This window comes from Aeoliella straminimaris (assembly GCF_024054565.1).
Classification (GTDB): Bacteria; Planctomycetota; Planctomycetia; order Pirellulales; family Lacipirellulaceae; genus Aeoliella; species Aeoliella straminimaris.
In genome coordinates this window covers 1-25253 of the sequence record NZ_JAMXLR010000004.1, presented here as the reverse complement: position 1 = coordinate 25253, position 25253 = coordinate 1, and the positions used below count along the sequence as shown (strand labels likewise).

The 25253-nt window shown below is 60.4% G+C and carries 19 protein-coding genes; 10 read left to right on the top strand and 9 right to left on the bottom strand.

The genetic code is table 11. The features are described from left to right. Window positions 1-242 precede the first annotated feature (242 nt). Complete coding sequence (locus NG895_RS01055) at window positions 243-1070, top strand: glycerophosphodiester phosphodiesterase (RefSeq protein WP_252850586.1); 828 nt, start codon at window positions 243-245, stop codon at window positions 1068-1070. Here the strand turns inward: NG895_RS01055 and NG895_RS01050 are convergent. The 9 genes from NG895_RS01050 to NG895_RS01010 form a co-directional block, all read right to left on the bottom strand. Then, entirely contained in the window at window positions 1067-4177 is a 3111-nt protein-coding gene (locus NG895_RS01050; protein ID WP_252850585.1) for a GH116 family glycosyl hydrolase, read from the bottom strand. The genes NG895_RS01055 and NG895_RS01050 overlap by 4 nt on opposite strands. Window positions 4178-4366: 189 nt before the next feature. Further along, on the bottom strand, window positions 4367-5047 hold the full coding sequence (locus NG895_RS01045; protein WP_252850584.1) for a hypothetical protein: 681 nt from the start codon (window positions 5045-5047) through the stop codon (window positions 4367-4369). A 4-nt stretch (window positions 5048-5051) separates the two neighbouring features. After that, on the bottom strand, window positions 5052-5972 hold the full coding sequence (locus NG895_RS01040) for a hypothetical protein (protein ID WP_252850583.1): 921 nt from the start codon (window positions 5970-5972) through the stop codon (window positions 5052-5054). A gap of 96 nt (window positions 5973-6068) precedes the next feature. Further along, window positions 6069-8918: a prolyl oligopeptidase family serine peptidase gene (locus NG895_RS01035; RefSeq protein WP_252850582.1), complete on the bottom strand. Its 2850-nt coding sequence runs from the start codon at window positions 8916-8918 to the stop codon at window positions 6069-6071. A 10-nt stretch (window positions 8919-8928) separates the two neighbouring features. Further along, window positions 8929-10704: a M14 family metallopeptidase gene (locus NG895_RS01030; protein ID WP_252850581.1), complete on the bottom strand. Its 1776-nt coding sequence runs from the start codon at window positions 10702-10704 to the stop codon at window positions 8929-8931. Beyond that, on the bottom strand, window positions 10694-12646 hold the full coding sequence (locus NG895_RS01025; RefSeq protein ID WP_252850580.1) for a M14 family metallopeptidase: 1953 nt from the start codon (window positions 12644-12646) through the stop codon (window positions 10694-10696). Before NG895_RS01025 ends, NG895_RS01030 begins: the two co-directional genes overlap by 11 nt. Window positions 12647-12826: 180 nt before the next feature. Then, window positions 12827-13675: a sugar phosphate isomerase/epimerase family protein gene (locus tag NG895_RS01020; protein ID WP_252850579.1), complete on the bottom strand. Its 849-nt coding sequence runs from the start codon at window positions 13673-13675 to the stop codon at window positions 12827-12829. A gap of 118 nt (window positions 13676-13793) precedes the next feature. After that, window positions 13794-15509, bottom strand: a complete 1716-nt coding sequence (locus tag NG895_RS01015; protein WP_252850578.1) for a DEAD/DEAH box helicase — start codon at window positions 15507-15509, stop codon at window positions 13794-13796. Continuing rightward, window positions 15493-16059 carry a hypothetical protein gene (locus tag NG895_RS01010; protein WP_252850577.1) on the bottom strand — a complete coding sequence of 189 codons (567 nt, stop codon included), beginning with the start codon at window positions 16057-16059 and terminating at the stop codon, window positions 15493-15495. Before NG895_RS01010 ends, NG895_RS01015 begins: the two co-directional genes overlap by 17 nt. A 395-nt stretch (window positions 16060-16454) precedes the next feature. On the opposite strand from NG895_RS01010, the gene NG895_RS01005 reads away from it, so the two are divergent. The 9 genes from NG895_RS01005 (at window position 16455) to NG895_RS00965 (ending at window position 25150) form a co-directional block, all read left to right on the top strand. After that, the gene (locus NG895_RS01005) at window positions 16455-16925 is read left to right on the top strand and encodes a hypothetical protein (protein WP_252850576.1); all 471 of its coding nucleotides are present in this window, start codon (window positions 16455-16457) and stop codon (window positions 16923-16925) included. Window positions 16926-17161: 236 nt separating this feature from the next. Next, window positions 17162-18274 (top strand): phenylacetate--CoA ligase family protein, encoded by a 1113-nt coding sequence (locus NG895_RS01000; protein WP_252850575.1) that lies wholly within the window; start codon window positions 17162-17164, stop codon window positions 18272-18274. Window positions 18275-18425: 151 nt separating this feature from the next. Then, the gene (locus NG895_RS00995) at window positions 18426-19844 is read left to right on the top strand and encodes an aldehyde dehydrogenase family protein (RefSeq protein ID WP_252850574.1); all 1419 of its coding nucleotides are present in this window, start codon (window positions 18426-18428) and stop codon (window positions 19842-19844) included. Between the two features lie 168 nt (window positions 19845-20012). After that, a complete protein-coding gene (locus tag NG895_RS00990) occupies window positions 20013-21128 on the top strand; it encodes an iron-containing alcohol dehydrogenase (protein WP_252850573.1) in 1116 nt (371 codons plus the stop codon). Further along, window positions 21121-22245 (top strand): outer membrane protein assembly factor BamB family protein, encoded by a 1125-nt coding sequence (locus NG895_RS00985; RefSeq protein ID WP_252850572.1) that lies wholly within the window; start codon window positions 21121-21123, stop codon window positions 22243-22245. The genes NG895_RS00990 and NG895_RS00985 overlap by 8 nt, the downstream gene beginning before the upstream one ends. A 34-nt stretch (window positions 22246-22279) precedes the next feature. Next, the gene (locus tag NG895_RS00980; RefSeq protein ID WP_252850571.1) at window positions 22280-22666 is read left to right on the top strand and encodes a GxxExxY protein; all 387 of its coding nucleotides are present in this window, start codon (window positions 22280-22282) and stop codon (window positions 22664-22666) included. 65 nt (window positions 22667-22731) lie between these two features. Then, window positions 22732-24039 (top strand): coproporphyrinogen-III oxidase family protein, encoded by a 1308-nt coding sequence (locus NG895_RS00975; protein WP_252850570.1) that lies wholly within the window; start codon window positions 22732-22734, stop codon window positions 24037-24039. A 45-nt stretch (window positions 24040-24084) separates the two neighbouring features. Next, window positions 24085-24621: a hypothetical protein gene (locus NG895_RS00970; protein ID WP_252850569.1), complete on the top strand. Its 537-nt coding sequence runs from the start codon at window positions 24085-24087 to the stop codon at window positions 24619-24621. Window positions 24622-24628: 7 nt separating this feature from the next. Continuing rightward, window positions 24629-25150, top strand: coding sequence for a hypothetical protein (locus NG895_RS00965; protein WP_252850568.1), 522 nt, complete (start codon window positions 24629-24631; stop codon window positions 25148-25150). Window positions 25151-25253 lie beyond the last annotated feature (103 nt).

Here is a 25253-nt window from a genome sequence, read left to right as displayed (position 1 = left end):
AAGGGTTTTTTGCGGTGTGGCGGACCAAAACGGTCGGAGTTTTGGGACCATAAATCGCACTTGGGGAGCTACAACCTGAACCAAAACTCGGGCGGCCCCGTCGCCGGCGATTGCTGGGAGTGACCATTGGCACGCGAAGTCCGCGTTGGTTGCGGGTTTCCAGCGCGGTGGGCTATGATCTGCTCGGGCGGAGTTGGTGGGCAAGATTGAACTGAACCAACGATGACGAGAAGGAACCAACGATGAGATGTTTACTGCTGGCGATGTTGCTGGGAGCTTGTGCAATGTCCGCGAATGCTCAGTTGATTGTGGCCCACCGGGGGGCGTCGCATACCGCACCGGAAAACACGCTGGCCGCGTTTCGCCTGGCGTGGGAGGAAGGGGCCGATGGCATCGAGGGCGATTTCTATCTGTCCGCGGACAACCAGATTGTCTGCATCCATGACAAAGATACCGAGCGGACCGCCGGCAAGAAGCTGATTGTCGAGGAGTCGTCGCTCGAACAGCTTCGAGCGCTGGACGTCGGTAGCTGGAAGGACGCCAAGTACAAAGGCGAGAAGATTCCGACGCTCGCCGAGGTGCTGGAGACCGTTCCTGAGGGCAAGCGGATGATCATCGAGCTGAAGTCGGGACCCGAGATTGTCGAACCGCTGCAGAAGGTGCTCGCCGACACCGACGTACCGAAGGACAAGATGCTGATCATCGCGTTCGACGCCGACACGGTGCTGTTATGCAAACGGAAGATGCCCGAAATCAAAGTGCATTGGCTCACCGGGTACAAGAAGAGTCAGTTCGGGGCGTGGAATCCCAGTTTGGCCAAGGTGGTGCAAACGTTGCGGGCTTCGGGCGCCGACGGGCTTGGCAGCAACGGCAAGCCGGACGTGTTCAACGAGGATTTCATCCTGCGGCTCAAATCCGCCGGGTTGGGCGAGTTTCACGTATGGACCATCGACGACCCGAAAGTGGCGAAGTTCTACATCGACCAGGGAGCGTACGGCATCACCACCAACCGCCCGGGCTGGTTGCGTAAGGAGTTGGGCGAGGCGCTCGAGAAGCCCGCGGGGAGCTAGCTGGAGAGCTTTGTCGGTTTGCCTGCAACGATTACCTGGTCGACAGGGATCTGGCCGTGGGTGACTTCGAGTGACACTTTGTCGCCATCGAGCACGACGGTCCCGTAGCCGGTGGCCGTGGAGAGGAAGCTGCGGAAGTCGCCCACCTGCGAGTTGACATACAGCGTACGGTCGATCGCATCGTACCGCGCGCCAGTGAGTCCCTGCAGCAGGGCGTAGCTCGACATGGCGCGGGCGTACCAGTGTCCGCACTCGAACTCGTTGAACGGATTGCGGACCCGGCCATCGTAACGGTCGCGACACGCCCGCACGATGTCGAGCCCCTCGTCGACCATGCCCTGCATGATCATGTGCGAGGCGGCCTGGTACTCGATGCCGGTCCACACTTCGTTGCTGTAGACGAACGGAATGCTGAGCTGTCCCCCCTTGGGCCAGGTGCAGAGCAGCAGACCGCCCTCGTGGCCGAAAGCGTAGGTGGGCCGCTGCGGGTTGGCGTGGTCCATCAAGCTGGGTTTGAAGTTGTACTTGTGAATCGCCTTGAGGTTCGAACGAAGCTTGTCGCGATCGACGGTTGGTTCGACGCCGCAGACTTCGGCCATCCAGAATCCCAACACCCCGTCGGACAGACAGCCGGTGCCGTACTGGTACTTGGGACCCTGCTGATTGAGATCCTCAATCAACTCGCTGTAGCCGGGGCCGTTGTTGCTGGAAGTGATGGGCCGGAACTTGGCGTCGAGCCCATCGACCTGAATCTTGTGGAAGAAGTACTCGCCGTCGTAGAGCTCTTCCTCCAGGAACTGCGTGCCCTTCTGCACGAGCTGTTGGTAGAGCGACACGTCCTGGCCGAGTGCCTGACCCATCGCCACGGCGGCGGCCAACGCACTGAGATAGAAACTGGTGCAGTGGCCATCGGGTCCCCAGTACTCGATATCGTAAGTGTTGTGATGCGGTTCTTCGAGCACGCCCTTGTGCCGAGGGTCCCACGACTGAATGCAGTAGTCGAGGCTCTCCTGCACCTGCGGCCACATGTGTTGGAGCCAATCGGTATCGGCCGAGATACGCCACTCGCGATAGACCTTTAGGATGCCGCCCAGCTGGCCATCGGACGCCGCGTGGTAGTTGTGCGCCACCGGGCGGATGGGCAGCGCCGAGCGGAACGTCTGGTGTCCCTCGGGCGACTGGCTTTCGTGGAATTCGGTTTCGCGGAGCGAACGCTCCAACTCGGGAAACAGATGGCACAACGCCTGGGCGTAGTTCCACACGTGGGTGCAGGAACCGGCGCAACAACCGCGGCTGTCGGAGCAACCTTCCCAGCACCACAAACGTCCGTCCGCCTGCCGCAGTACGGTGGGCGACTTCAGGATCGTGAGGTTAGCGGCCACCGCTTCGATGACCTCAGGAGCCAGCGTGGTGTCGTAAAAAGTGTCGCTGAACCGGCGACTGGCCGTGTGAAGTTCGTCGTAGTTCTGGTTCCAGTAGTCGGCCACCTGCTTTACGTCGCTGAACCGGCCGGCATACCACGGCCGATGGTATCGCTCGGTGGGCTGTTGCTGCGGCTTCGGGTCGGGGCCGGTGGCCACCCAGTCGCCGAAGTCCTGGCCTTCGAAGTCGGCGATCACAATTGCGTCAGCCAGTTCGTCCTTGCTCGAGGCCACCTGATCGGTCTGCACGATGTGGTCGACATTGATGTGACCCCAGCCACCGGTGGCCTGGTCGACAATCTGTAGCTGCGCCTGCTGGCCCTGTAGCTCGCTCACGTCCCACGACTGCCACTCGAGATGCTCGGTATCGCGGCCGGTGGCCGTGCGGACCGGCTTTCCAGCAACTAATAGCTGCATCATCGTGCTGCGGGTATTGTTGCCGCCGCCGATGAGGAACTGCAGGAACTTGCGCTCGAGCTTGAAATCGGGCGATGTGAGCGTACCCACGGCGCCATCGCCCGAGGGATGGAAGGTGTTGACCAGACCGCCGCCTTCGTAGCCAGACACGGACTGCTGGCCCTCGGCGGTACCGCTGGCCGGGCCGGCGGCGAATGCCGGATCGCTGCCCTCGGCCGACGACCCTGAGCGTAGCCGGGTGTTGGGGACGTACCAGACGAACTTCAGTCGCACGGTCTCGGAAGTGCCTGGCGCGATCGATAGCGGCACGAACAACGAAGCCCCCCGACCACCGCCATCAACCGGAGGATTGTCGAGCAGGCGGGCGCCGGCAATGTTTTCCCACGCCAGGGTGAGCGAGTCGAACCATCCACCGCGGAACCAACAGTGGTCGACCACGGTGTCGGGCCGGTCGGTGTAGATCGCGCAGTCGCCAGCCAGGTCCTCACGGCGGGAAGTTCCCTGCTGCGACAGCAAGAACCCCTGCGGGAAGGCCTTGATACTGTCGCCATCGTCGCCGGCGGCCATGAAGTTGGCCGAGTTGTAACTGAACACACACTCCACCGGCTGGTCCGTGTTATTGGTAAAAGTGTACTCGAGCGAACCGACGGGCAGCGACGAATTATCGGCGTCGCCCGGCGTGAAGGGGCTCCAGCCGGTGATCTTCACGTCCAGCGGAATTTCTTCGTCCGACAGTTCGATTTCGCCAAATGGGAACCGCGTGACAAACTCGGCATTCTCGAAGCGGGGAAAGCCGTGGCTGCTTTGGCCAGCACCGTTGCCCGTGCCGGGGCGGCCGAACATCTTCCATTCCGGCACCTGTCCCTCGAGCACCTTGGCGACGTTGCCCTCGTCGTTCTTGATGCACAAGGCGGCAAAGCACGTGGGCGCATTAAACACTTCCATCTCGTTGCGCAGCGAGACATGCGAGATGGCGCCGGTGCCTTCCAGGCAGAACATGCCCGCGCCGATACCACCAATGGGCATCGCCACGCGATCGAGGTACTCGCCCGTGTAGGGACCGTTGTACTCGCGCTGTTGCCGAGAGACATAGCGGCCGCTGGAATCGACCGCTGGAGCCGGTCGGGCCGAAGCAATCGCCGCGGGTGTAAGCGCCACGGCGCCCAAGCTCACAACTTGCACGAACTCTCGCCGCGCGAGCGGTCCGCAACCGCAACTGGGACTTTCACACGCCGTTTGGTTTGTATCTTCCGCCAGACGCTTACTCATCGGGTAACTCCTAATTGTGCTTGCCGGGTGAGGGACGCGCTAAGCTTATGATACTTCATGCGCCGACGTGGGAGAATCAGTGCAGCTTGAATCTCCGCAGTTGTATCTGCATGGCAGAGTTCGCGAACAGCAGGGCGCAGGAGGCGTTCGATTTCGCGCGTAGTGGACGGATGCCGCTGGAGTTGAGTGTTAGGAGAACACTCGCACAACCAATTCCCAGACCTTCAGGTACGCATTGTCCCAGGCCTCGGGACGGAAAAAAGTGACCTGTTTGTCGGGCGAGCCAATGAAGGGTCGTAGAAGCCAGGCCATCTGAATAGCGACCAATGCGTAGAGGCCAGTCCACAACCACATCATCTTGCGATGACGAGCATTGCCAGCGACCAGCGGCCGATAGTAGCCCCGCAACAGGCGTTGCGAGGCGAGACTCGCCGCGGCGAACATCACACCATTCGCCACGAGGGCTCGTGAGTAGTCACCATCCGTGGCGTACCAGAACAGTGTGAGCGGGGCAAAGGCTGCCAGCAGGACGGTAAAACCGGCCTGGGTGGCGAGCAGGTTGCGCAGGGCAACGGCAAAGTCGCCACCCAAGCCAAACAGGGCATTCATGACATAGAAGCTCGGCACGCTGATGACGAACGTCACGCTCAGCAGCAGCGGCACCTTGAGCGCCGAATACAGCATCTGCAGCGGCCAGTTGCTACCGCCCGCCACGGCGCCAAAGCTGCCCATGGCAGCACCATACAACAGTCCGCAGGCGGCCATCGTGGCCAGCAGCCGGCCGAAGGTCCGTTGGCCGGACGCGGGAGAGTTGGTCCAGGTGGCGCGACGCAGGACGTCGTCGGGCCAGTGAAGTAGATCCGATGGCACGGACTCAACCTCCACCGCTTAACAGTTGCCACAAAGCACCTAGCACGGCCGCGAAAAAGTTCGACTCGCGTTCACGAAACAGCGTGAACTCCATGTAGGGCGACCCAATGAACGGTCGCAACACCCAACCCATCTGGGCGCCAACTACCGAGAAAAGCACCAGCCAGCATCGGAACACCATTCTCGTGTGGCAAGCAAATACCTGCCCCTTGGGCATGTCGAGCGCGGCTGGCCAGGCGGGCCGCTCCTTGGGCGGAGGCATCGATTCCTGCGATTCCTCGGAGTAATGTGGTTGGTCGCCGCCAGTGTCCGGCTGCAGGACGACTTCCGGCGCCGGCTGCACAGATTCCTCGGGCACGGCTGCTGCATCTTCTACCTCTTCGGCTTTAGCGTAGTAAGCCGTCATGCGGTGCAGGGTCTGCAGCAAGAACATCAAACCCAGCACGCCAGATACCGAGAACACCGCCACGTTCAGGAGCACGATGAACGGATAGCTGCTGGTGCTGAGGGAGAAGAACGCCACGATCAGGCCGAGCGACGACAGCACCGCCACGTTTACCGCCAGCGACGCAATCAGCAGTCGTAGCAGGTTCAGCAGTCGTAGCCGCGAACCGACTAAGGCATTGAACACATAGAGGGAAGGAAACGTGACGAGCAACGTCAGAAAGAACAGGGCCGGCACCTTGATCATGCTGGCTAGTAGTTGAGCTACCCGATCCGAGGTGCCGATCGTGCCGGCGAGATCGGGCGGAATCTCCTTGAGCAACGAAAAACAGCCCATGCACAGGCCGTAAATCATCGCCAGGATCAATACGATCACCGCCAAGCCACGGGCGCTGACGCCGAGGAGCCCTTCGCCCAGTTTCTCCTCGCTCGTCGCCTCACCGCGCAGCAAACCATCCAGTTGCAGCAACCACTCGCGCATACCATCCCCCTCGCATCGTCGATACGGAATTCCAGGCGTCCGTTCACGAACCAGTCGCCTCGAATCCGGCGATCGATGGCTACCTTGCCCCGGTGGCTACAACGCGAGGTCGCGCCACGCAATATCGGCCTTGTCGACGTCCCAATCCTCCGCGAAGTATCCGGCCGCGCGGACGCCGCCATCGCCTGTGGTTAGCGCTTCGGGGCCGACAATCAAGAGATCGGGATAGGCTGTGCCAGCCCAGAAATATCGGAGCCGATTGGTGAGCCGCATCCCCTCGATGCCGGTACCACCGACCATAGCAACCAGGCGGTCGTCATTGCCGGAGCGTGGTCGAACCACGACGAAGCCGATGTCGTCTCCGCTTTCCGGACGGGTGTCCACGCGAATCCGATCTCGGAACGCTTGCACCGGCGACGACGACAGCAAAGCTGCACAGGCGCGATTGGTGTCAACATTACCATAGACCACTACGTTGCGGTCGCCGGCTTGGTTCGGATCAAATTCCGTATCGGACAAAACTTCCAGCGAGCCGCCAGCGCGGTACGCAAACGTCTGGGCATCGTAGTGAGCCTTGGCACGCGACCAGGCGTTTTCCTGATCGTTGCCTAACGTGCCATAGACGAGTAGCACATCGTGATTAAACACGCCCTTCATCCCGCCGTAACGATCGGGATTCTTGTCCTCCGAATCCGGCACCGGGCGTTGCAGCCAACGATCGCCCGAGCGTTCCAGCCATAGCTGCCCGTTGGACGGCATCTGGCGTACCATCACCGGCTGTCCACCGTCCAGCCGCAGGATGAACGACTTGCCCTTGGGGACAGCCGACTGATCAATCACCAGGCGCTGTACGTTCTTGGTGGTGCCGACGATCGACAGCGGGGTGTTTTTCACCTCGAGTTCGACGCTGCTGGTTTCGAAGGGGGTTTGCTGGGCGGCGATGGTCACCCAGTCGCTTTGCGACAGCATCCCCAGGTCCGACGTGGACAGCTTCACGACCTTCTGGCTATCGCTCGAGCGAGCTCGAGAAGCGAGGAAGCCCATCAGTTCCGGATTGTCGACGGTTTCCGCCCCCCACCAGTTGCCGGCATCGGGCTTCTCGAGATATGCGAAGTCGCTGTGCCAGGTCGCCAGACGCTTTACCACCAGACGGCTCTGCTCGGGCGGAATTTGCTCGTCCTGCGAACCGTGCATCAGCATGACGCCGGTGCCCCACAGGTTGGAGAGGTGCGAGAGAATGTCGCTGGGGCTGGCCGCGCGGTGCAGCATCGCCTGCACCGGTGAGGGATCGTCGTAGTCGGGCATACCACCGCCGTAGGACCACAGGCTGGGCCAGGCGGCCGTGGTGGCCAGGGCCGCGAAGCGACCGGGCAGCGACGTGGCAAGCACCAGCGCGCCGTGACCGCCCATACCGTGCCCGGTGACGTACATCCGATCTTCATCGATACGGAATTGATCGAGTGCGTCGGTCATCGCTTCGATCGCGTCGAGACGTGACCACTCTTCCCAGTCGAGCGGAAACTCGCCTCGACCACCGGGGACGATGACGTGCGCCCAGTCTTTCGCTTGGTATTGGGCCGCAAAGTCGCGGGCCGTCATGCCATCGGTGTGCAGCGCGACAATGGCGCCGGGCGCCGGTTCGTTTTGGACTTTACCTTTGTCGTCCTCTTCTTCATCCGAGGTTCTCGCCACCAGGTGCGTCTTGCCAGAATCCGAATTCAACGCGGGTACTACCACGTAGGCTTGCACGCTGCCATCGATATCGCTACGAAATGTACGCGTTTGCATGGCCGAAGCGTCTACCACTTCCAGGTCGAATCGCCCCTCGACCAGTATCTGGCTGTCGCGAACCACGCGAACCTGCAGCACGGTTATATCCTGTGGCAAGTCCTCCGGCGTGGCGAACTGAAACGCGCAACTTCGCAGGCAGGCTCCATCCAACCAGGTGAGCGGCGTCGCGGTTGGCTCCAGATCGCCCAGGCGGGCTTCGATCGAGAGGCCGTCCAGTGGCGATTCCGTGGTGTTGGTTAGCGTTACCGAAGCCCACAAGGGGGACGCCTCGGCTCCGCGGACCAAAGAAGGCAACGTGGTGCGGAATGGCGAGAGCACCAGCTCGGCCGTCGGTTTCACCAGCTTGGCCTGCAGCTTACTTTGGGCCACGTGAAACACCAGCGTGTTGGTGCCCTCTTTGATCTGCACGGGCACGACGAAGTCGCCGTAAGCGTAGGGGTCGCCGGCGTAGGGAAGGTTGTTCACGTAAACCATGGCGTGCCCGGTGGCTTCGAGCAACATGATGCCGGAAGTGGGCGATTCGAAGGTCGTGGCCGCGTACCCGCCACGAATCGAACGGGTCGAAAGCACCCCATCGTCGCCCGTCGAGGCGGATCGCCAAGTCACTTCGCGGCCCGTTCCGGACGTGAGTTTGTCCCCCGGCTCGGGCATGGAGAACTCGCCCTCAGCGATGGCGGCATCCACCGGATCGATATGCACACTCGCCCGGCCATAGATGCCAACCAGCGGAATGGTGACATATTGTTTCAGCACCACCTCGTCGGGCAGCACTGGCGCGGGCTTCTCGGCAGGTGGTTCCTCTTGTGGTTCTTGCTTGCTTTCTGAATCCGCGTTGGGCTCTGCCGCTGGTTTTTCTTCTTGGGGCTTGGGTTCTGCCTTGTCCTCGGGGGCTTCGGCCGACGGCTGCTCCTGCATCTCCTGCTGGGGAGCCGGCTCGGCGGACTCCTCTGGTTTGGGCTCCTCCTTAGGCGGTGTTTCAGGTTCCTCGGCTGGCTGCTCCGGTTGGGCTTCTGGCTGATCGGCCGGTTGATCCTCGGCTGCCTGCGGCGCGGGGTCCGTAGGCGCCTGTTCCTGGGAGCTGGCAAACTGCGCCCCGCAGGCCCAGGTGAGAACCAGAATCGACAATCCAACTTGCAGTCGGCCTGCGAAGGTCATTGTATTTGCCTCAGTCTTGTTTTGTTTCGTCCGATCCCTCAAGCGGCACCTGGATGCTTGCCGTGCCGCCTTTGATGGATTGAATGTTCACATCCACGTTGCCACTGCCGGTAACCAGCCATCGCACGTATTTTGGTTGCCAGGGGCGAATGACATCCAGTTGCACGTCGTGCGGGGTCCGACCGGCGTCCTCCACGTCGTCGAACGGGCGGTCGTCCGAAACCAACGCTGCTATCACTTCGATGTCGTCGCCGCTGATGCGGGCCACGTCGGGCGGAGTCACCTTATGCTGGATGTTGAATGCGGAGCGGGTGGGGGTCAGTTTGCGATTCATCAGCGTGGCGGTCACTTCGAACAGACCATCGTCCAATGGGCGGACGACGACCTCTTCGATTTCCACCTTCGGCAACTGGTCGGCGTGCCACATGGTGAAGGCCATGTTGCGGTGGCACTCCTCCTCCAGCAGGAACGAGGGAGGTTGCCGCCCCCAGTTCTTCTTCAGCCCGCCCACCTCTATCTTACCATACGTGGGGTGATCGACCTCGTGCCACTCGACGAAGCCATCCCCCAACAGCAGCAGTCTGTCGAACTTATGCTGGTTATCCTGGCTGGCAAAAAAGCCTCCTGAAGCAGATTCGCGGAATAGATTGAATGGAGTGTTCAGTTCGTTCACAAACGCGAAGGCGCCCACCATGGTGTGGAACCAATCCGTTTCGCCCCCCCAGACCTCGTACAGGTCGTCGGCCGTGTTCAGATAGCGATAACCCGGCAGCATTTCCTCGCCTCGCTTGCCGAGCCGATCGTACACGGCGATGTCTTCCCGGGGCCAACGATCCTGCTTGGCGCCGGGGCCGCGGAGAATCATGCCGCCGGTGTTGTGATAGGACTGGGCGCCGGCGATGTTCGGGTGAGCCATGACGAAGTCGGCCACCATGCGATTCTCTTCGATGCTGAGCGGATAGTTGTGCGCGCCACGCTGTACGTACGAAGGTTCCCAGTACCACGGCCAGTCGCGATTGGGATCGTAATATCCATCAGCGTCTTCGTTCACCCGGCCGTCCCCGTCGTTGTCGATGCCCTCGGCGCCGAGCAGGGTGTAGCTGCCGGTCTCGTCGGGGTCGGCCCGAACCATCATCGCCGGATACTCGTCGTCCGGTTTGTACCGACCGAGGGGATCCCGGATGCGCATCTGTGTGATGTGCCCGTCGCCATCCAGGTCGTCGGCAGGATCCTCATCCACCCGACCGTCACGGTCGTCGTCCACTGGTCGCTGGCCGCCGCGCGGACCATTGGTAGTGTTGGGTTCGTGCATGTGAGCGTCGCGCGAGTCGGGGCTCATCATCGGCATCAGGTAGAACACCCGCTCGTCGATCAGGCGAGTGATGGTCTCGTTGCGGCCGTACATCTCGGTCATGTACCAGGCCGTGTACAACACGACGTCCACTGCCTGCACTTCGTTGGCATGGATGCCGCCATCGATCCAGAAGGCGGGTTTCTGGGCTTCATCTTGTTGGTCGCCCTGAGCCTGATTGGTGATGGTCATCACCCACATCTCACGACCGCCATGCGATGTGCCAAGGCTCTCCAGTCGGCAGATATCAGGATGCGCCGCAGCAATCTGCTTCAGCAGTCCGGTAGCCTGGGCATAGTCGCGGTAGAAGTTCCAACGCGCCGAAATGTCCGGATCGGCGGGCGCGCCGAGTGGTTGATACATCGGTTTTTGGTCGGCGTAGGCCGACAGCGAGGCCGCGAAGGCCAGCAGCAACAATGCGAGTTTAGCCTTCATCGTTGGCCTCCGTTTCTTCTGCCTGTTGAGGTTCATCCACTTTGTTCAGCTCGATGGTCTGTTGGCAATATCCAACCGAGGGCTCGCCGGCCTGCAGCTCTAGTTTCTCCGTGCCCGCGGGCAGGCGTACCAGCCATTTGGCTTGCTGATTGCCGCCTCCGCCGTCGAGCGTGCCGAGGGTTTGCCGGCGATCGCCTACCAGTACTTTACTGCCTTCGGGCAGTTTGAGTTCGATTTCCAGTCGCTGCAGTTTGCCGGCGGTGCGGCCCATGCTGCTGACGGTGGGCAGATAGCCCTGATTGATAACCGTGGCCTGGATGCGATATACGCCCGCCCCCAGGGTTTCGACCTTGGCTTTGCCAAAGGCGAGCTTGGCCCTGAGCGCGATGGTATCGGCCAGGAATTTTGCATGCCGAGTGGCCAACTCGTCGAGATCGTCGGCGGGTGGATGCTCGCGGAGCAGCGGTTTGAAGCCGCCCACCTCTACTTGCTTGCCGGGAAAGTCCGGGTGTTCGACCTCCTGCCACTCGACGAAGCCTTCGATTCCCTCCTGGGCGAACCAAGCCAGGGCGTTCACTTCGTCCGCGTTACGGGTGTCGGGTTTCTTAGATTCGGACTTCTCTTCGTCTGTCTTGTCGTCGTCCGATTGGTCTTCATCCTCGGTGGCGGCTTCATCGGTCGATGATTCCGCTTCGGGCTCGTCGTCCGACTCGGCAGCGGGGTCTTGCGCCGACTCTTTCTTCGCGTCTTCGTCTGCGTCCGCTTCATCCTCTGCTACGGCTGGCGGTTCGTCGTCTGCCTCTTCATCAGCTTCTTCTTGCTCGTCTGTTTTCTCGTCGTCCGGCTTGGCAGGTTCGATTTTAGGGATCCACCAACCGCGGCTGGCGACCGACCAGCGTCCGTAGTGAAAGTACGCCCAGGGAGTGAACGCGCCATCTTGAGCGGCGGTATCGGGGGAATTCTTGTTGCCGATGTTGTCGACGTACATCTCCGAGAGATAGTCGTAGTAAGGACTATCGTCTCGCAGCACTTGCTGTTTGATGCGGCCGCCGTTGTCCTTGGCAGCGTTCCATGGCTTGGCAAGGTTCTCTTGTGGGGCGAAAGAGAACACCAGGAAGATGTTCGGCTGCGTGAACATCCAATCGACCACCGCACGCGTTTCGGGCTCCGAAACCTGATGCCGTCCAGCACCTGGCTTGAAGTAGGGGTACTTGAAAGTCAAGTTGCGGTTGAAGTCGACGCCGCCGGGACCGTCTTCGTTCCAGGTTTCATCCTGATCGTCGTCGGTGCCTTCGGAGTAGAGTTGGTACTTGCCCGCTTCCTTCTTCTTAATGTCCGCTCGCACCAACAGACGCGGCTCGTCGGGGTGCTCCATCCAGGGGCCGGCGGGATCGGCCACACGCATCATGGTGATCACGCCATCGTCGTTCAGGTCGTTGGTGGGATCTTCGTCGTATTTGCCGTCGCGGTCGTCGTCGGTCGAGCGGGTGTTCGTGGCCCGGCCGGTGGTAGGACCATCGAGCACGTGGGCCGAGGCGTCGGGGCTGGGGCGGGGAATAAAGTACAGCGTCACGGCGTCCAGCAACTCGATGGCCGCTTCGTCACCCTCGGCGTAGCGGGTCGACAACTGCTGCGCCATTCGCAGCGATAGCTCCGAGCCCACCAAATTAGCGGCGTCCACGCTGCCCATTACCAGCACGGCGGGCTTGGCGGCCCAGTCGCCCGTACCGAGTGTGACCAGTTGGATGTCGCGCTGCTCGGCAGTCTTGCCGAGCGAGGTGACCGTGGCGATATCGCTTTCGCCGAGTGATTGAAGGGCCGTTTCGAATTCGTCGGCCGACTGATATCCCGGCAGTTCAACTGGGGCACTCGTGGCCAGGGTCGCGCCAAGTAAATGCAGGGCGAGACAGGCCATCGTCCAGGGGCGAGGCAGAATAGGCATGCGGTGGGTGTTCCGAAAGCAGGGCGGGCGGTCCGGCGTTGCCGGGGAGGGCGGAAACCCTCAGTTTAACCAGTTCGCCTAATCTTTTCAGCCACCGGTATCCGGTTTTTTCACCCTGGCGGATCCCGCACTGGGAGCCTATCTCCTGGCTACGGCCCGCGTGTCCGCTACGACACGAGACTACAGCCCGTAGTCGGCTTTCAGCGTCTTGAGCAGCGACAGGGCACCGCCGATTTCGGCTTTTTGCCGCTCCGGCTCCTGCGGAATCTCCCGCTCGATCGTCAGCGGGCCCGTGTAGCCGATTTTTTCCAGCACGGCCAGGAACTTAGCGAAATCGACGTCGCCCTCGCCCAAGGGAGTTTCGGCGCCCCAGGTTTCGCCCGGCTGGTCCGACCACTTGGCGTCTTTGCAGTGAACGCTGCGAACCCACTTGCCCAACTGTTCGAGTGCGGGCAATGGTTCTCCACATCCATAGAGGATCATGTTCGCTGGATCGAAGTTGATGTACAGATTGGGCCGATCGACCGCCGTCAGGAAGCCCTCGAGCACGTCGGCCGGTTCTTGGCCCGTTTCCAGGTGGACATTCTGGCCGTCCGCAGCGCAGGCATCGCATACCCGGCGAGTAATTTCCAGCAGTTCGGCGAAGTCGGGATCGCTCGTATCGTGCGGTACGAATCCAAGGTGCAGCCCCACCGTGTCCACTCCCAACTCGTGGGCGAACTTGGCGATATCCATCAGCTCGGCTGTACGGGCGGAACGAGTTTCCTTGGGCACCAGGCCCACCGTTTTCACGACAGTTGGGATGTCGGCGTAGCTCTCGCCGTCGAAGCCCGCAAACACGCAGGTTACCCGGATGCCCAGGTCGTCGAGTGTCTTTCGGAACTCGGCAATCCGTTCGGGCGTCCGCGATTCGGCATGCGGAGTGTGGAGGTGCACCGTGGTGACGCCCAAGTCTTTGGCAACCTGTAAATCGACACCCAAGCCGGCGTCGATACTCGCGAACACACCCAGTGGCCACTTCTCATCCATTGCGAGGTCTCCCAGTTTGCGCGGTTGCTAGAACGTTCTGCTCGAAGCTAGCGGAGAACAGCCCCAATAACAACCGTCCACCCAGGACTGATTGCACAGCCCTGCAGCCGATAGATTGCTACGCCGCCTGCATGCGGCCTTCGGGCGTGGCCAGGTCGAACAGCGAGAAGAGCTCCTCGCGCGACAGGCTCAGGTTGCGAGGCGAGCGACCCTCGCTGAACACCGCGTCGAACAGCTCTCGCTTCTCGGCCAGGATCTGGTCGATCCGCTTCTCAATGGTGCCTGCCGCAAGAAAACGAGTTACCGTCACAGGTCCAGCACACCCGATGCGGTGGGCGCGGTTAATAGCTTGGTCTTCCACGGCCGGGTTCCACCAGCGATCGAACAGAAACACATAGCTGGCAAACTGCAGATTCAGCCCCACGGCACCCGCGCCATAGCTCATCAAGATCACGCTGCACTTGGGGTCTTCGCGAAACTGCTGCAGTACCGTATCGCGACGTCCATGGGGCACCTTGCCGTGGTATTGCGCGGGATGGAACTGCGTGAGCGAATCGTTCAGTTTTTCGATGGTGTCGACCCACTGGCTGAAGACGATGGCCTTCCGACCACTGGCGGCGACCTCTTCCAGTTCGGCTGCCAGTTGATCTCGCTTGCTGCTTTCGCCGGTGGCGGGATCGAAGTTGCAGATCTGCTTGAGTCGCAGCACCAGTTGAAACACGTGCTGCAGCGTGATTTCTTCGCCCAACTCGCCCAGCTCCACGACACCATCGTTTTCCGCCCGCTGGTACGCGTCCCATTGTTCGGGGGTAAGGTCGATCTCCGAGTCGCGAACCAGCTTCGGTGGCATGTCCTGCATCACCAGGTCTTTGGTCCGCCGCAACACCACGTCCGAAACGGCGCGTCCCATCTCACGCGGTTTCATCCCGGTGCGGAGAGATCCCGGAGAGACGAAATCGAAAATGCCCACCAGATCATCTACGCTGTTTTCAATCGGCGTACCGGTCAGCGCCCAGCTCCGTTCGCGCATCAGATTGCGAACCACACGGTTGGTGGTGCCGGAACGATTCTTGATGCGTTGCGACTCGTCCAGTACGACCAAATCGAAATGGAGGTCGAGTTCTTCGACGATGGATTCGTCTCGCACCAAGGTTTCGTAGTTTACCAGCGTCACCACGGCGCGTTGTCGCCACAGGAACTCGCGGCGTGCACCAGGACCAGAGATCACCGTTACCGGAATCTCAGGTGCCCAGAGGGCGAACTCCCGTTGCCAGTTGGTCACCAGTGGCTTGGGACATACCAGCAGTACGTGCCTCGCCTGCTTGCTGCGCACCAGCAGCCGCGTGGTCGTTACGGCCTGCATTGTCTTGCCGAGTCCCATCTCGTCGGCCAGCACCGCGTGATTGCGCGGAAACAGAAAGGCGATGCCGTCCAGCTGGTAGTCGAACGGCGTGAAAGGCAGCTCCACCAGTTCGTCCGCCAGCAACGTCTCCAGCGGTGGTTGCAGCACGTAGCTCAAGCGGTCTTCCAGACGAACCACATCCCGCGGCGCGCGGATGCGGGTGTGCTTGCTCTTCTTGCGATTCGGCCGCGGGCGACTGGGTCGCTCGCCCGCGGGCTCCTCTTCGCGTGGGGCAAACCGAAAGCTCTTGACCTTCACCTTCTCCGTTATCAGTGGCATCGACACCGCCTCGGGCAGCGGGGCGTCCGACATATTGGTCGAGGTAACCACGAGCTCGCGAGTGGTGGACTGCTGGGATGATCCACCGGCGAGATTCGCGAGCGACAGCGACACCCGAGCCAGCGGAGTTGTCGACTCAGGCAGCTTCGGCATAGTGCTCCTCGTCCGTAGGGTGCTCGATGTCTTCGGCAACTAGCAAGCCCGCTTCGCGGATGGCCTCTTCGATGCGTTCGAACGGCTCGGATAGATCGACGTACCGCGCCAGCTCGGCCAGTAACCGTTCGGCCTCGGGACGCTGCAATGGATCGAGTTGATCCAGGCACGCAGAGTCGCCACCACCCGTTCTCTGGTCCGAGTCGTTGACCGGTTCCACGCGACTGGGGTCCACCAGCACTACGGGCTTGGCTGTTTGCTCGGCCACGGGCCAGCAGTCGAGCTGGTTCACCACCACCAGGGCGACGTCCGTCGACAGCTTTGCCAGCAAAGCTGCGCCGATTCGTTCGCAGTAGAAGTGGGGCCGTAGCGTGGGCCCGAACAAGATTTCTTCGGCACGGCTGAACCTGATGGGCGCTGTGCAATGGAATTCGATCGGCCGTCCTCGCCGGTTGACCACTAATAGGCCTCCCAGCATGCCGGCAGCGGCGTCTTCCAGTACGGTAAGAAATGCAAAGTCGGGGTCAGCGGACTTCTTGGGGGTGCTCATCGGCGTTGGTCGAGGGGGCAGTGGCGCAAGAGGCAGTGCTAGCGAAAGGGCACGGGAAGCGTGGGCAATAGAGTCCCACTAAAAGCAGAATCGGGACGCAGCTACCGAGCACTTGAATCCGGAAGAATCATTACAGATTTCGCCAACTACCTGGTCGGTGGAGTTTCAGAGGGAACCTTCCACAATCCACGGAAAACCCGCATTCAGATTCTGGAACCTCGCGCTTGTTTCCGTTAGACTAAAGTTCTGGCGAGGGGACACGAACCGCGTCCACCCTTGGTGCTCCGTGCGACATGATGGCACGCAGGCGAGGGCTGCTGTTGGATCGGCAACGCCATATCAAAGAGCATCGTCCCCAATTTCAGCGTCAATTACATTCGAGGACTTCGGGCCCCATGAGCAATCCTCAACCCTCCATTGCTTCGATGTTTTCCCAGGTCGACGTAACTGCCTCCAGCCAAACTCGCCCAGTGCTTACACAACACGAAGAACACACCGAATTATTACGAGAAGTGCTGGCTGCGCAAGACCGCACGAACGAACTACTGGAAGAGTTGCTGGGCACCATGGCTGCCGCGCAAAAGCAACGCAACCACGAACTCAACCAGTGGAAGAAGGCGAACCCTGGCCTGGCCGATGGCTGCCGCGAAGCGGCCGAAGTGCTCAGCAAGGTGCAAGTCGAATACCTCGACCGGTTGACCGAAGAGGTCAGCGACTCCCGGCACGACCTGGTCGAAGGTGAGTTCATGCTCAACGAATTCATCGACCGCTACGGACCGCGCCTCGCCCACCTGAATGGCGTGATTCAGGTGCTTGCCCAACTCGGTGCCAGTGGCGCCCAGAACACATCCGAGGCTCAGTCTTAAAGTTCTGCGGTACTCCGGAAATTCAACGTCAATAGCCCCGGCCAACTCTGGTCGGGGCTATTGCTGTTTACGGGCCGGGTGAGTCTCACAAACTTGCCACCCGGCGCCCGGTCCGCTATCGTTCAGTACCACCAGGATCGGCGTTCAATTCTCAGCGTTCAATCAGCATATTTGGTTGAATATTGAAAATTGAACCTCGAAACTTTCTTTCCCACCCACCAGGCCGCTCTCCCGCCATGTCCGATTCTCTTCAAGCTGCCGTCGACCAGGCACAGGAACAACTCGATGCTCACACGATCGAGATTGTGCGTTGGCACTTTGGCGACGACACGGGTTGTCCCTTCTGGCTCGAAAAGAAACGCGAGCTGAACTTCGATCCGTTGACCGAGGTCAAATGCTTCGCCGACCTGGACAAATTTCCCGACTTCGAGGACGAATGGCTCCGTGGCGGGCCGGTGCGGCGATGGGTGCCGCAGGGGCTGGCCCACGAGCCGGTCTACGTGTTTGAAACTGGCGGCACGACCGGCGTGCCCAAAAGTCGTATCGCCATGGAGGACTTTCGCACCGACTATTCGAACTTCAGCGACACGCTGCCCGACGAGTACTTTCCCCCTGGTAGCAACTGGTTGATGCTCGGTCCCAGCGGTCCGCGGCGACTGCGCCTGGCGGTAGAGCACCTGGCCCAGCATCGCGGCGGCATTTGTTTTTGTATCGACCTCGACCCGCGGTGGGTGATCAAGCTCATCAAGAAGGGGTGGATGGATCACCTGGAAGAATACAAGAAGCACTGCATCGACCAGGCCGTCACCATTCTCACCGCCGGACATGACGTGAAGTGCATGTTCGGTACGCCCAAGCTGATCGAGCAACTCTGCCTGGAACTCGAGAACCGCGGCACCTCGCTCGCCGAGTGTGGCATCACCGGCATCTTCTCTGGCGGCACCGAGTTCACCCCACAGTGGACCAAATTCTGCGTCCAGGAGCTGTTCGGCGGCCCACCCGAAGTGAGTGGCATCTACATGACCCCCACCTATGGCAACACCCTGATGGGCCTGGCCTGCAGCGAACCGGTGACCAAAGAGAACAAATACAAGATCACCTACCACGCCCCCCAGCCTCGCGCGGTGCTGCAGGTTGTCGACTTCGACGACACCGACAAGGTGGTTGGCTACGGAGAGACCGGCCGCTCCAAGCTGACAACGCTCACCAAGGAGTTCTTCGTGCCAGGCTTCCTGGAACGCGACGAAGGCGAGCGCGAACCGCCATGCGAGCAATACCCCTGGGATGGCATCAGCGGTGTCCGCCCCTTCAGCAAACTCGCCGGCGGTACGACCGTGGGAGTTTACTAGCCACAGAGGACACAGCGCCCGCAGAGCAGCGTGATTGTGTCATTCTGAGGGAGCCTAAGCGACTGAAGAATCTGGTTTGCCACCTGGAGTGATGTGGTTCATCCGTGGCCCAATAACTCCCTGACCCCTGAATCCCGACCCCTCCGCAAAAATGATCGAACTACAAGCCATCCGCTGGGGCGAGCCTTACGAGTCGCTCGACATCGACGAGGTCAAGCACTTCTACACCGGCGAGCCGGTCGCCAGGGTGCATACCGTGGGTTCCGGGATCGTGCAGCGGGATGCCAAGAAGGCGAAGTTCGCCCGCCGCGCGCTGCAGGCGATCTCGCCGGCCGATCTGATCGCCATGTGCAAGAAAGCGGGCGAGTTGTTCGAGTCCGGCACGCTCCAAGTGGGCGACTCGAAGCAGACGCCCGAGGATTTCATCCAGCAGCAGTCGGCCACCACTGGCATGCCGATCGCCATGTGCCAGGCGAACGTCACCAAGAACGCGTTTGTGCTGAAAAACATCGATACGATTCTCGACGCCCTGACCCGCGGGCTCGATCTTAATATTCTGGCACGTGGCTACGGCGAAGAGGAACGTGGCGTCACGGTCAGCTATCAGGCGCAGTGCGACGCCCTTGGTGCGGTGCTGCCGTCGAACTCGCCCGGCGTGCATACGCTATGGATTCCGGTGATCGCCCTGCAGATGGGCCTGGTGCTGAAGCCCGGCTCATCGGAACCTTGGACGCCCTACCGGGTTTATTCTGCTATGGTCGAAGCCGGCATCCCACGTGAAACGTTCTGCCTGTACCCCGGTGCCGGTGCGGACATTGGCGGGGCGATCCTCTCCAGCTGCCGACGCAGCATGATTTTTGGCGGCCCCCAAACCGTCCAGCAGTACTCGGGCAATCCCAAGGTGCAGGTCCACGGACCGGGTTTTTCCAAGATTCTGCTGGGCGACGACTGCGTCGACGACTGGGAGCAGTACGTCGACATGATGGCCGACAGCGTCTACCGCAACGGCGGCCGCAGCTGTCTGAACACCTCGAGTATCTACGCCTCGCGGCACACAAAAGAAATTGCCGAAGCCCTGGCGGCCAAGCTCGGCCCGATCGAAGTTTTGCCGCCCGACGATCCGAACGCCGGACTCGCCGCCTTCACGATCGAAGGCGCCGCGAAGGCGATCTGGGGCGCCATTGAAAACGACGCGAAGGCATCGCTTGTTACCGATATGACCAGTCAATATGGCGAGCGGCTGGTTGAACGCGACCCGGTGGCCTACATCCGACCGGTCGTGCTGCATCATGCATCCATTGAGAGTGATTCTCGCAACAAGGAATACATGTTCCCGATGGTGAACGTGGTCGAGTGCCCGCAAGACAAGATGATCGACGCGATCGACTACTCGCTGATTTGCACCGGTGTTACGAACGACGAGGAACTCCGCCGCGATTTGATTGCCTGCACCGAAATCGACCGTTTGAACCTCGGCCCGATCCCCACCCCCCAAGTCGACTGGCTGCAACCGCACGAAGGGAACTTGATCGAGTTCCTGTACAAGAACCGCGCGCTGCAGATTGGTTGAAAGTGAATTGGCTTAGCAGCTTTGCCATTCGCTTGCGAGGCGCACACGCCATGTTCCCCTCCCCGCAAGGGAGAGGGGGATAAGCGTCGCTTCGCGACATTGCTCCTTAAGAACCTCGGCACCACCCCAAACCCCAGCCGTCCCGCCTCCGTCTGCGGCAAAAAAATCATGGCTTTTGATTTCCACTGCCCAACGCGAATCATCTACGGCCCCGGCCGCATTGCCGAGTTGGGAACACTCACCGCTGCGCTTGGCGTGAAGCGGGTGCTCGTGGTTTCCGATCCGGGCATCGAGAAGGCGGGGCACACCGCGCGAGGCGTGGAGTCGCTACACACGGCGGGGCTCGAGACGCACGTCTTTGATGGGCTGCAGGAGAATCCTACTACCGAGAACGTTGATGCCGGGCTGGCCGTGGCCACCGACTTTTCGCCCGACGCCATCGTCGCCATTGGCGGTGGTAGCAGCATGGACTGTGCGAAGGGGATCAACTTTGTCTACTCCTGCGGAGGGCGAATGCAGGACTACTGGGGTGTCGGCAAAGCCACGGCCGACATGCTGCCGATGGTCGCTGTGCCCACGACGTCTGGTACGGGCAGCGAGACACAGTCGTTCGCGCTGATCTCCGATGCCGAGACGCACGTCAAAATGGCCTGCGGAGATAAGCGGGCGGCGTTCCGAGTGGCGTTGTTGGATCCGGAGCTCACACTCACGCAGCCCCAGCGAGTTACAGCGCTTACCGGCATCGACGCCCTGGCACACACGCTCGAGACGTTCGTTACCAAGAAACGCAACGCGATGTCGGTGGCTTATAGTCGCGAGGCGTGGGCGCTGTTGTCGCCCGCCTTGCCGCGGATACTGGCCGAGCCCGACAATCTGCAGGCGCGGTGCGATATGCAGCTCGGTGCAATGTTCGCGGGACTGGCGATTGAGAACTCGATGCTTGGGTCCGCGCATGCCTCGGCGAACCCATTGACGGCCGAATATGGTGTCGTGCACGGCGAGGCGGTGGGACTGATGCTGCCGCACATTATTCGGCACAACGCCCAAAGTGTCGGGCCGTGGTACGAAGATTTATCGTCCCAAAGTCCCTCTGCGCTAGCCGATTTTGTCGCTCAACTTGCTCGCCAGGCCGGTCTGGCGGGTACACTACAGGAGCGAGGCATCGAACGCCACCGGCTGGAGCACCTGGCGGTTGCCGCCACGAAACAGTGGACAGGCACTTTCAATCCTATCGAATTGAGTGAGCAAGATTATCTGTTTATCTACGAGGCTGCGTATGAATAGGTTGAGAATTCAGGCATCCGCCGTTTCTGCAATCCTGCTACTCGTTGCCCCCGTGTGCTTGGCCGAAGATTGGCTGGTGGCCCGCGGAGATTTCAATTCAACCGGTGTGGCGTCGAGCAGCCTACCCGCTTCGCCCGAAGTGCTTTGGCGCTACGAACTCGAAGATGGTGCGTTTGAGGCTACAGCCGTGGTAAAGGATGGCATTGCCTATCTGGGCGATGTCGACGGAACGTTTCACGCCATCGATATGGCTACGGGCAAAGCTGTCTGGACCCAAGAGTTCGAAGATACTGGATTTCTGTCGCCTGCAGCCATCGATGGCGATCGACTGTTCGTGGGCGACTTTAATGGCGATCTGCGCTGTTTGGCATTGGCCGATGGCAAGGAGCGTTGGAAGGTAACACTCAAAGCCGAAGTCATGGCCGGACCGCTGGTGACCGACGAAAAGGTGCTCGTCACCACCGAGGCAGGCACCTTCACCATTCACAACGCCGACAATGGCAAGCAGCTGAACGAGTTCGTGATCGACGCGCCGCTACGCTGCACGCCCACCATCGTCGATGGGCGGGCCATGCTGGCTGGTTGCGATGGTCAACTGCATGGCATTGACGTTACCACCGCGAAAGAAGTGACGACGCTCGACATCGACGGGCCCACGGGTAGCACGCCGGCGGCTCGTGGTTCGAAGGTGTATTTTGGTACCGAGCAAGGTACCTTCTATGCCATCGACACTGCCCAGGAGCCGATGAAGGTGCTGTGGACCTATATCGACCAACGCCGCAAGCAGGGCATTCGCACGGCCGCAGCGGTGACCGACAAACTGGCGGTCTACGGCAGCCAGGGTAAGGCGGTGTTTGCCGTGGACATTGAGTCCGGCAACCGCAAGTGGACGTTCCCCACCCGTACACGCGTGGAAAGCTCTCCCATCATCGCTGGCAACGTGGCCATCGCCGCCACGCAGCGAGGCAAGCTGCACGCCATCGACCTCCAGTCGGGCGAGGCTACCTGGACCTACGACGCCGGCGGACATTTCGTCGCTTCGCCGGTGGTGGTCGATAGCAAACTGCTAATCGCCAACACCGACGGCACCCTTTACTGCTTTGGAGAGAAGAACTAGCCGAAGTTGGTCGCAGCAGACGCAATTGCCACAGATGAACACAGATAAACACAGATTTGAAGTGAACGAGATTACCGAGATGGTCATCGGCTGCGCGTTCCAAGTATCGAATACACTGGGAGTTGGATTTCTCGAGAAGGTGTATGAGAACGCACTCGCCTACGAACTCCGAAAGTCTGGATTGATGGTTAGCCAGCAACACCCCCTCGTTGTGCATTATGATGGAGTAGTCGTCGGTGAGTACTATGTCGATCTCCTGGTCGAAAACATAGTTGTAGTGGAACTGAAGCATGTTCGAGCCATAGACGATTCGCATGTTGCACAGTCCATCAACTACCTGCGCGCAACCGACAATCGCGTTGGTCTGCTGCTAAATTTTGGTCAGCCTAAGGTTCAAGTCAAACGCCTGGTCTACGATTAGCTATGCTGCAAAGCATCTGTGTTAATCTGTGTTGATCTGTGGCTAAATTTATCCGTGGCTGCCAAATGTCTGAATCTACCAAAACCGAAGTCGGCTCTTATTTCATCAGCAACTACCCGCCGTTTTCGCAATGGTCGCGGGACAACGTGGGCGATGCGCTTGCGGCGCTCAATTCCCCGCCGGCCGAGGTGCCGCTGGGGTTGTATTTGCACATTCCGTTCTGTCGCAAACGGTGCAAGTTCTGCTACTTCAAGGTGTTCACCGACCGCAATGCCAAAGAAGTCGAAGAGTACCTCGCCGCTTTGTCGCGCGAAATCGAACTGGTAAGCAAATTGCCGGCTATGGGTGGGCGACCGTTCCGATTCGTGTATTTTGGCGGCGGTACACCATCGTTCCTTTCGAGCCGGCAGTTGCATGGACTCGTCGATCGACTGCGGGCGAACATCGACTGGAGCCTGGCCGAGGAGGTCACGTTCGAGTGCGAGCCGGGCACGCTCTCGGAAGCCAAGGTTCAGACACTCAAGGAGATTGGCGTTACCCGGCTGAGCCTCGGCGTCGAGCACTTTGACGACAAGATTCTCGAAGACAATGGCCGTGCCCACCAGTCGCCCGAAATCTTTAAGGCCTGGCCCTGGATTGAAGCGGCCGGGTTCGACAGCGTGAACATCGACCTGATTAGCGGCATGGTCGGCGACACTACCGAGAAGTGGCAGGACGCCGTGCGGCGGGCGATCGACATGGATCCCGATAGCGTGACGATCTACCAGATGGAACTGCCGTTCAACACCGTGTACTCCAAGGACATCCTGGGCGGCGATATCGAGTCGCCCGTGGCCGACTGGGAAACCAAACGCGACTGGCTGACCTGGGCGTTCGACCAGCTGCAGGACGCGGGCTACGTCACCTCGAGCGCCTACACGATGGTCAAGCCCGGTGTAGAGTTCAGCTACCGCGACAATCTGTGGCGGGGTAGTGATTTGCTGGCCACCGGTATCGCCAGCTTTGGGCACGTCTCCGGGGTGCACTACCAGAACGAGCCGGAATGGGACAAGTACGTCGGCCGCCTCGACGCCGACGGCGACGCGAGCGAACTGCCCATTGGCCGGGCCCTGAAAATTACGCCGCACCAGGCCCTGGTGCGGGAGATGATTCTGCAGCTTAAAAAAGGCTGGCTCGACCCTGCCTATTTCCAGGATAAGTACGACGTCGACATCCTCGAGCACTGGCAGCCGGTGTGGCAGCAATACTCGGGTGAGGGTCTCGCGAATCTAGACGAGGACCGCATTCGCTTGACCCGCGATGGTTTGCTCCGCGTCGACAGTTTGCTGCCGGCGTTCTTCGAAGCGGAGCATCAGGGGGTGCGGTACACTTAGTGTCGGTCGCTAAGTCACCAACTCCACTCCAGCGGAGAGCGGCAAATGCTTCGCAAACTGCTACGCTTCCGTCTGCGAGAACTGCTGCTTCTGGTGACCGTGGTGGCATGTCTTGCCGGTTGGTATTCCTGGGCGGCTCGGCAGCGGCAACGTGAATTGGTAGCACTCAAGACACTAGAAGCCAATCTAGGCGGCTACATTTACGAAGCCTACGAGGAAGACCTTGTGCCGATGTGTGGCGTGGGGTTGTCGGGGCGTGCCGAATTCGAATGGCAGGGACCGCCAGGTATGGTAAAGTCACTGTTGGTTTCGAACGAGAATAGAGCTTTTTTCCGTCTGACCAAGCTATGCCTTCACTGCAGATGGTTCAGCGACGTTCCAATCGACGACGAAACAGTCGAGCAACTCGCGGCATTTTCCGAATTGAAGGAGCTCGAGCTTGGATACAGCTTGCTTTCGCCAGTAGTAGTCGAGCAACTGCGGCAGAGATTGCCGGCAACAACGATCGTCGTGGGCGAGCCGCCGGACCGCGAGGCAGACCTGGCGAGAAGGGCAAAGCAACTTCAAGAGCAGTCGGAGTGAGGTATCGGTGAGTGAGTCGTCTCCCCACTTTTCGCTGTGGTCTCTTCTAAAATGGATCACCATGTCGGCCGTGTGCTTCGCCACAGTGGGCTTGACTTGGCGAAAGTACGAGGCCAGCCAGCGAGCGTACCAACTGCGTTGGGGGCCTGGGCTCGTCGAGAACCGTGAGCATTGGCCTGATGAGACTCGTCGCGTGCTGGAAGCGGCTGAGCAGGCGGGACAGGACGATCTCAAGATCACGGCCTATCGACACAGCGATGGTTGGGGGTGGGCTTTCTTCTGGAAACTCAACGCGGGAAACGATGCGAAACAGCGCATCATCCAGCACTGGAATTTGGTTCCACTGGCTCCAGCAGATCCACAGAATGGCGACTTTTGGGCTTACATGCCCAGAGATTGGTTGAAGACGCCGGGACCAAGTCGCCAGGAAATGTATGCGTGGCCGGGCATTGGCGATTGCTCTCGCTACATCCTGCTACACGACCTGGATGAAGATACGTTGTACTTCTGCGACGTATTCGATTTTTGACAGGATGCGTGACGTGCTGTTATTCCGAACTGTCTACAGACTCCACCAGCCGTTCCAGTTGCTCTCGCACCGGATGGCTTGCAAGCTGCTCTCGCGCGATGTT

Excerpts from the sequence above, each read along its gene's own strand:
- NG895_RS01055 (WP_252850586.1), top strand. The coding sequence starts at position 243 with ATGAGATGTTTACTGCTGGCGATGTTGCTGGGAGCTTGTGCAATGTCC.
- NG895_RS01050 (WP_252850585.1), bottom strand. The coding sequence starts at position 4,177 with ATGAGTAAGCGTCTGGCGGAAGATACAAACCAAACGGCGTGTGAAAGT.
- NG895_RS01040 (WP_252850583.1), bottom strand. The coding sequence starts at position 5,972 with ATGCGCGAGTGGTTGCTGCAACTGGATGGTTTGCTGCGCGGTGAGGCG.
- NG895_RS01035 (WP_252850582.1), bottom strand. The coding sequence starts at position 8,918 with ATGACCTTCGCAGGCCGACTGCAAGTTGGATTGTCGATTCTGGTTCTC.
- NG895_RS01030 (WP_252850581.1), bottom strand. The coding sequence starts at position 10,704 with ATGAAGGCTAAACTCGCATTGTTGCTGCTGGCCTTCGCGGCCTCGCTG.
- NG895_RS01025 (WP_252850580.1), bottom strand. The coding sequence starts at position 12,646 with ATGCCTATTCTGCCTCGCCCCTGGACGATGGCCTGTCTCGCCCTGCAT.
- NG895_RS01020 (WP_252850579.1), bottom strand. The coding sequence starts at position 13,675 with ATGGATGAGAAGTGGCCACTGGGTGTGTTCGCGAGTATCGACGCCGGC.
- NG895_RS01015 (WP_252850578.1), bottom strand. The coding sequence starts at position 15,509 with ATGCCGAAGCTGCCTGAGTCGACAACTCCGCTGGCTCGGGTGTCGCTG.
- NG895_RS01010 (WP_252850577.1), bottom strand. The coding sequence starts at position 16,059 with ATGAGCACCCCCAAGAAGTCCGCTGACCCCGACTTTGCATTTCTTACC.
- NG895_RS01005 (WP_252850576.1), top strand. The coding sequence starts at position 16,455 with ATGAGCAATCCTCAACCCTCCATTGCTTCGATGTTTTCCCAGGTCGAC.
- NG895_RS01000 (WP_252850575.1), top strand. The coding sequence starts at position 17,162 with ATGTCCGATTCTCTTCAAGCTGCCGTCGACCAGGCACAGGAACAACTC.
- NG895_RS00995 (WP_252850574.1), top strand. The coding sequence starts at position 18,426 with ATGATCGAACTACAAGCCATCCGCTGGGGCGAGCCTTACGAGTCGCTC.
- NG895_RS00990 (WP_252850573.1), top strand. The coding sequence starts at position 20,013 with ATGGCTTTTGATTTCCACTGCCCAACGCGAATCATCTACGGCCCCGGC.
- NG895_RS00985 (WP_252850572.1), top strand. The coding sequence starts at position 21,121 with ATGAATAGGTTGAGAATTCAGGCATCCGCCGTTTCTGCAATCCTGCTA.
- NG895_RS00980 (WP_252850571.1), top strand. The coding sequence starts at position 22,280 with ATGAACACAGATAAACACAGATTTGAAGTGAACGAGATTACCGAGATG.
- NG895_RS00975 (WP_252850570.1), top strand. The coding sequence starts at position 22,732 with ATGTCTGAATCTACCAAAACCGAAGTCGGCTCTTATTTCATCAGCAAC.
- NG895_RS00970 (WP_252850569.1), top strand. The coding sequence starts at position 24,085 with ATGCTTCGCAAACTGCTACGCTTCCGTCTGCGAGAACTGCTGCTTCTG.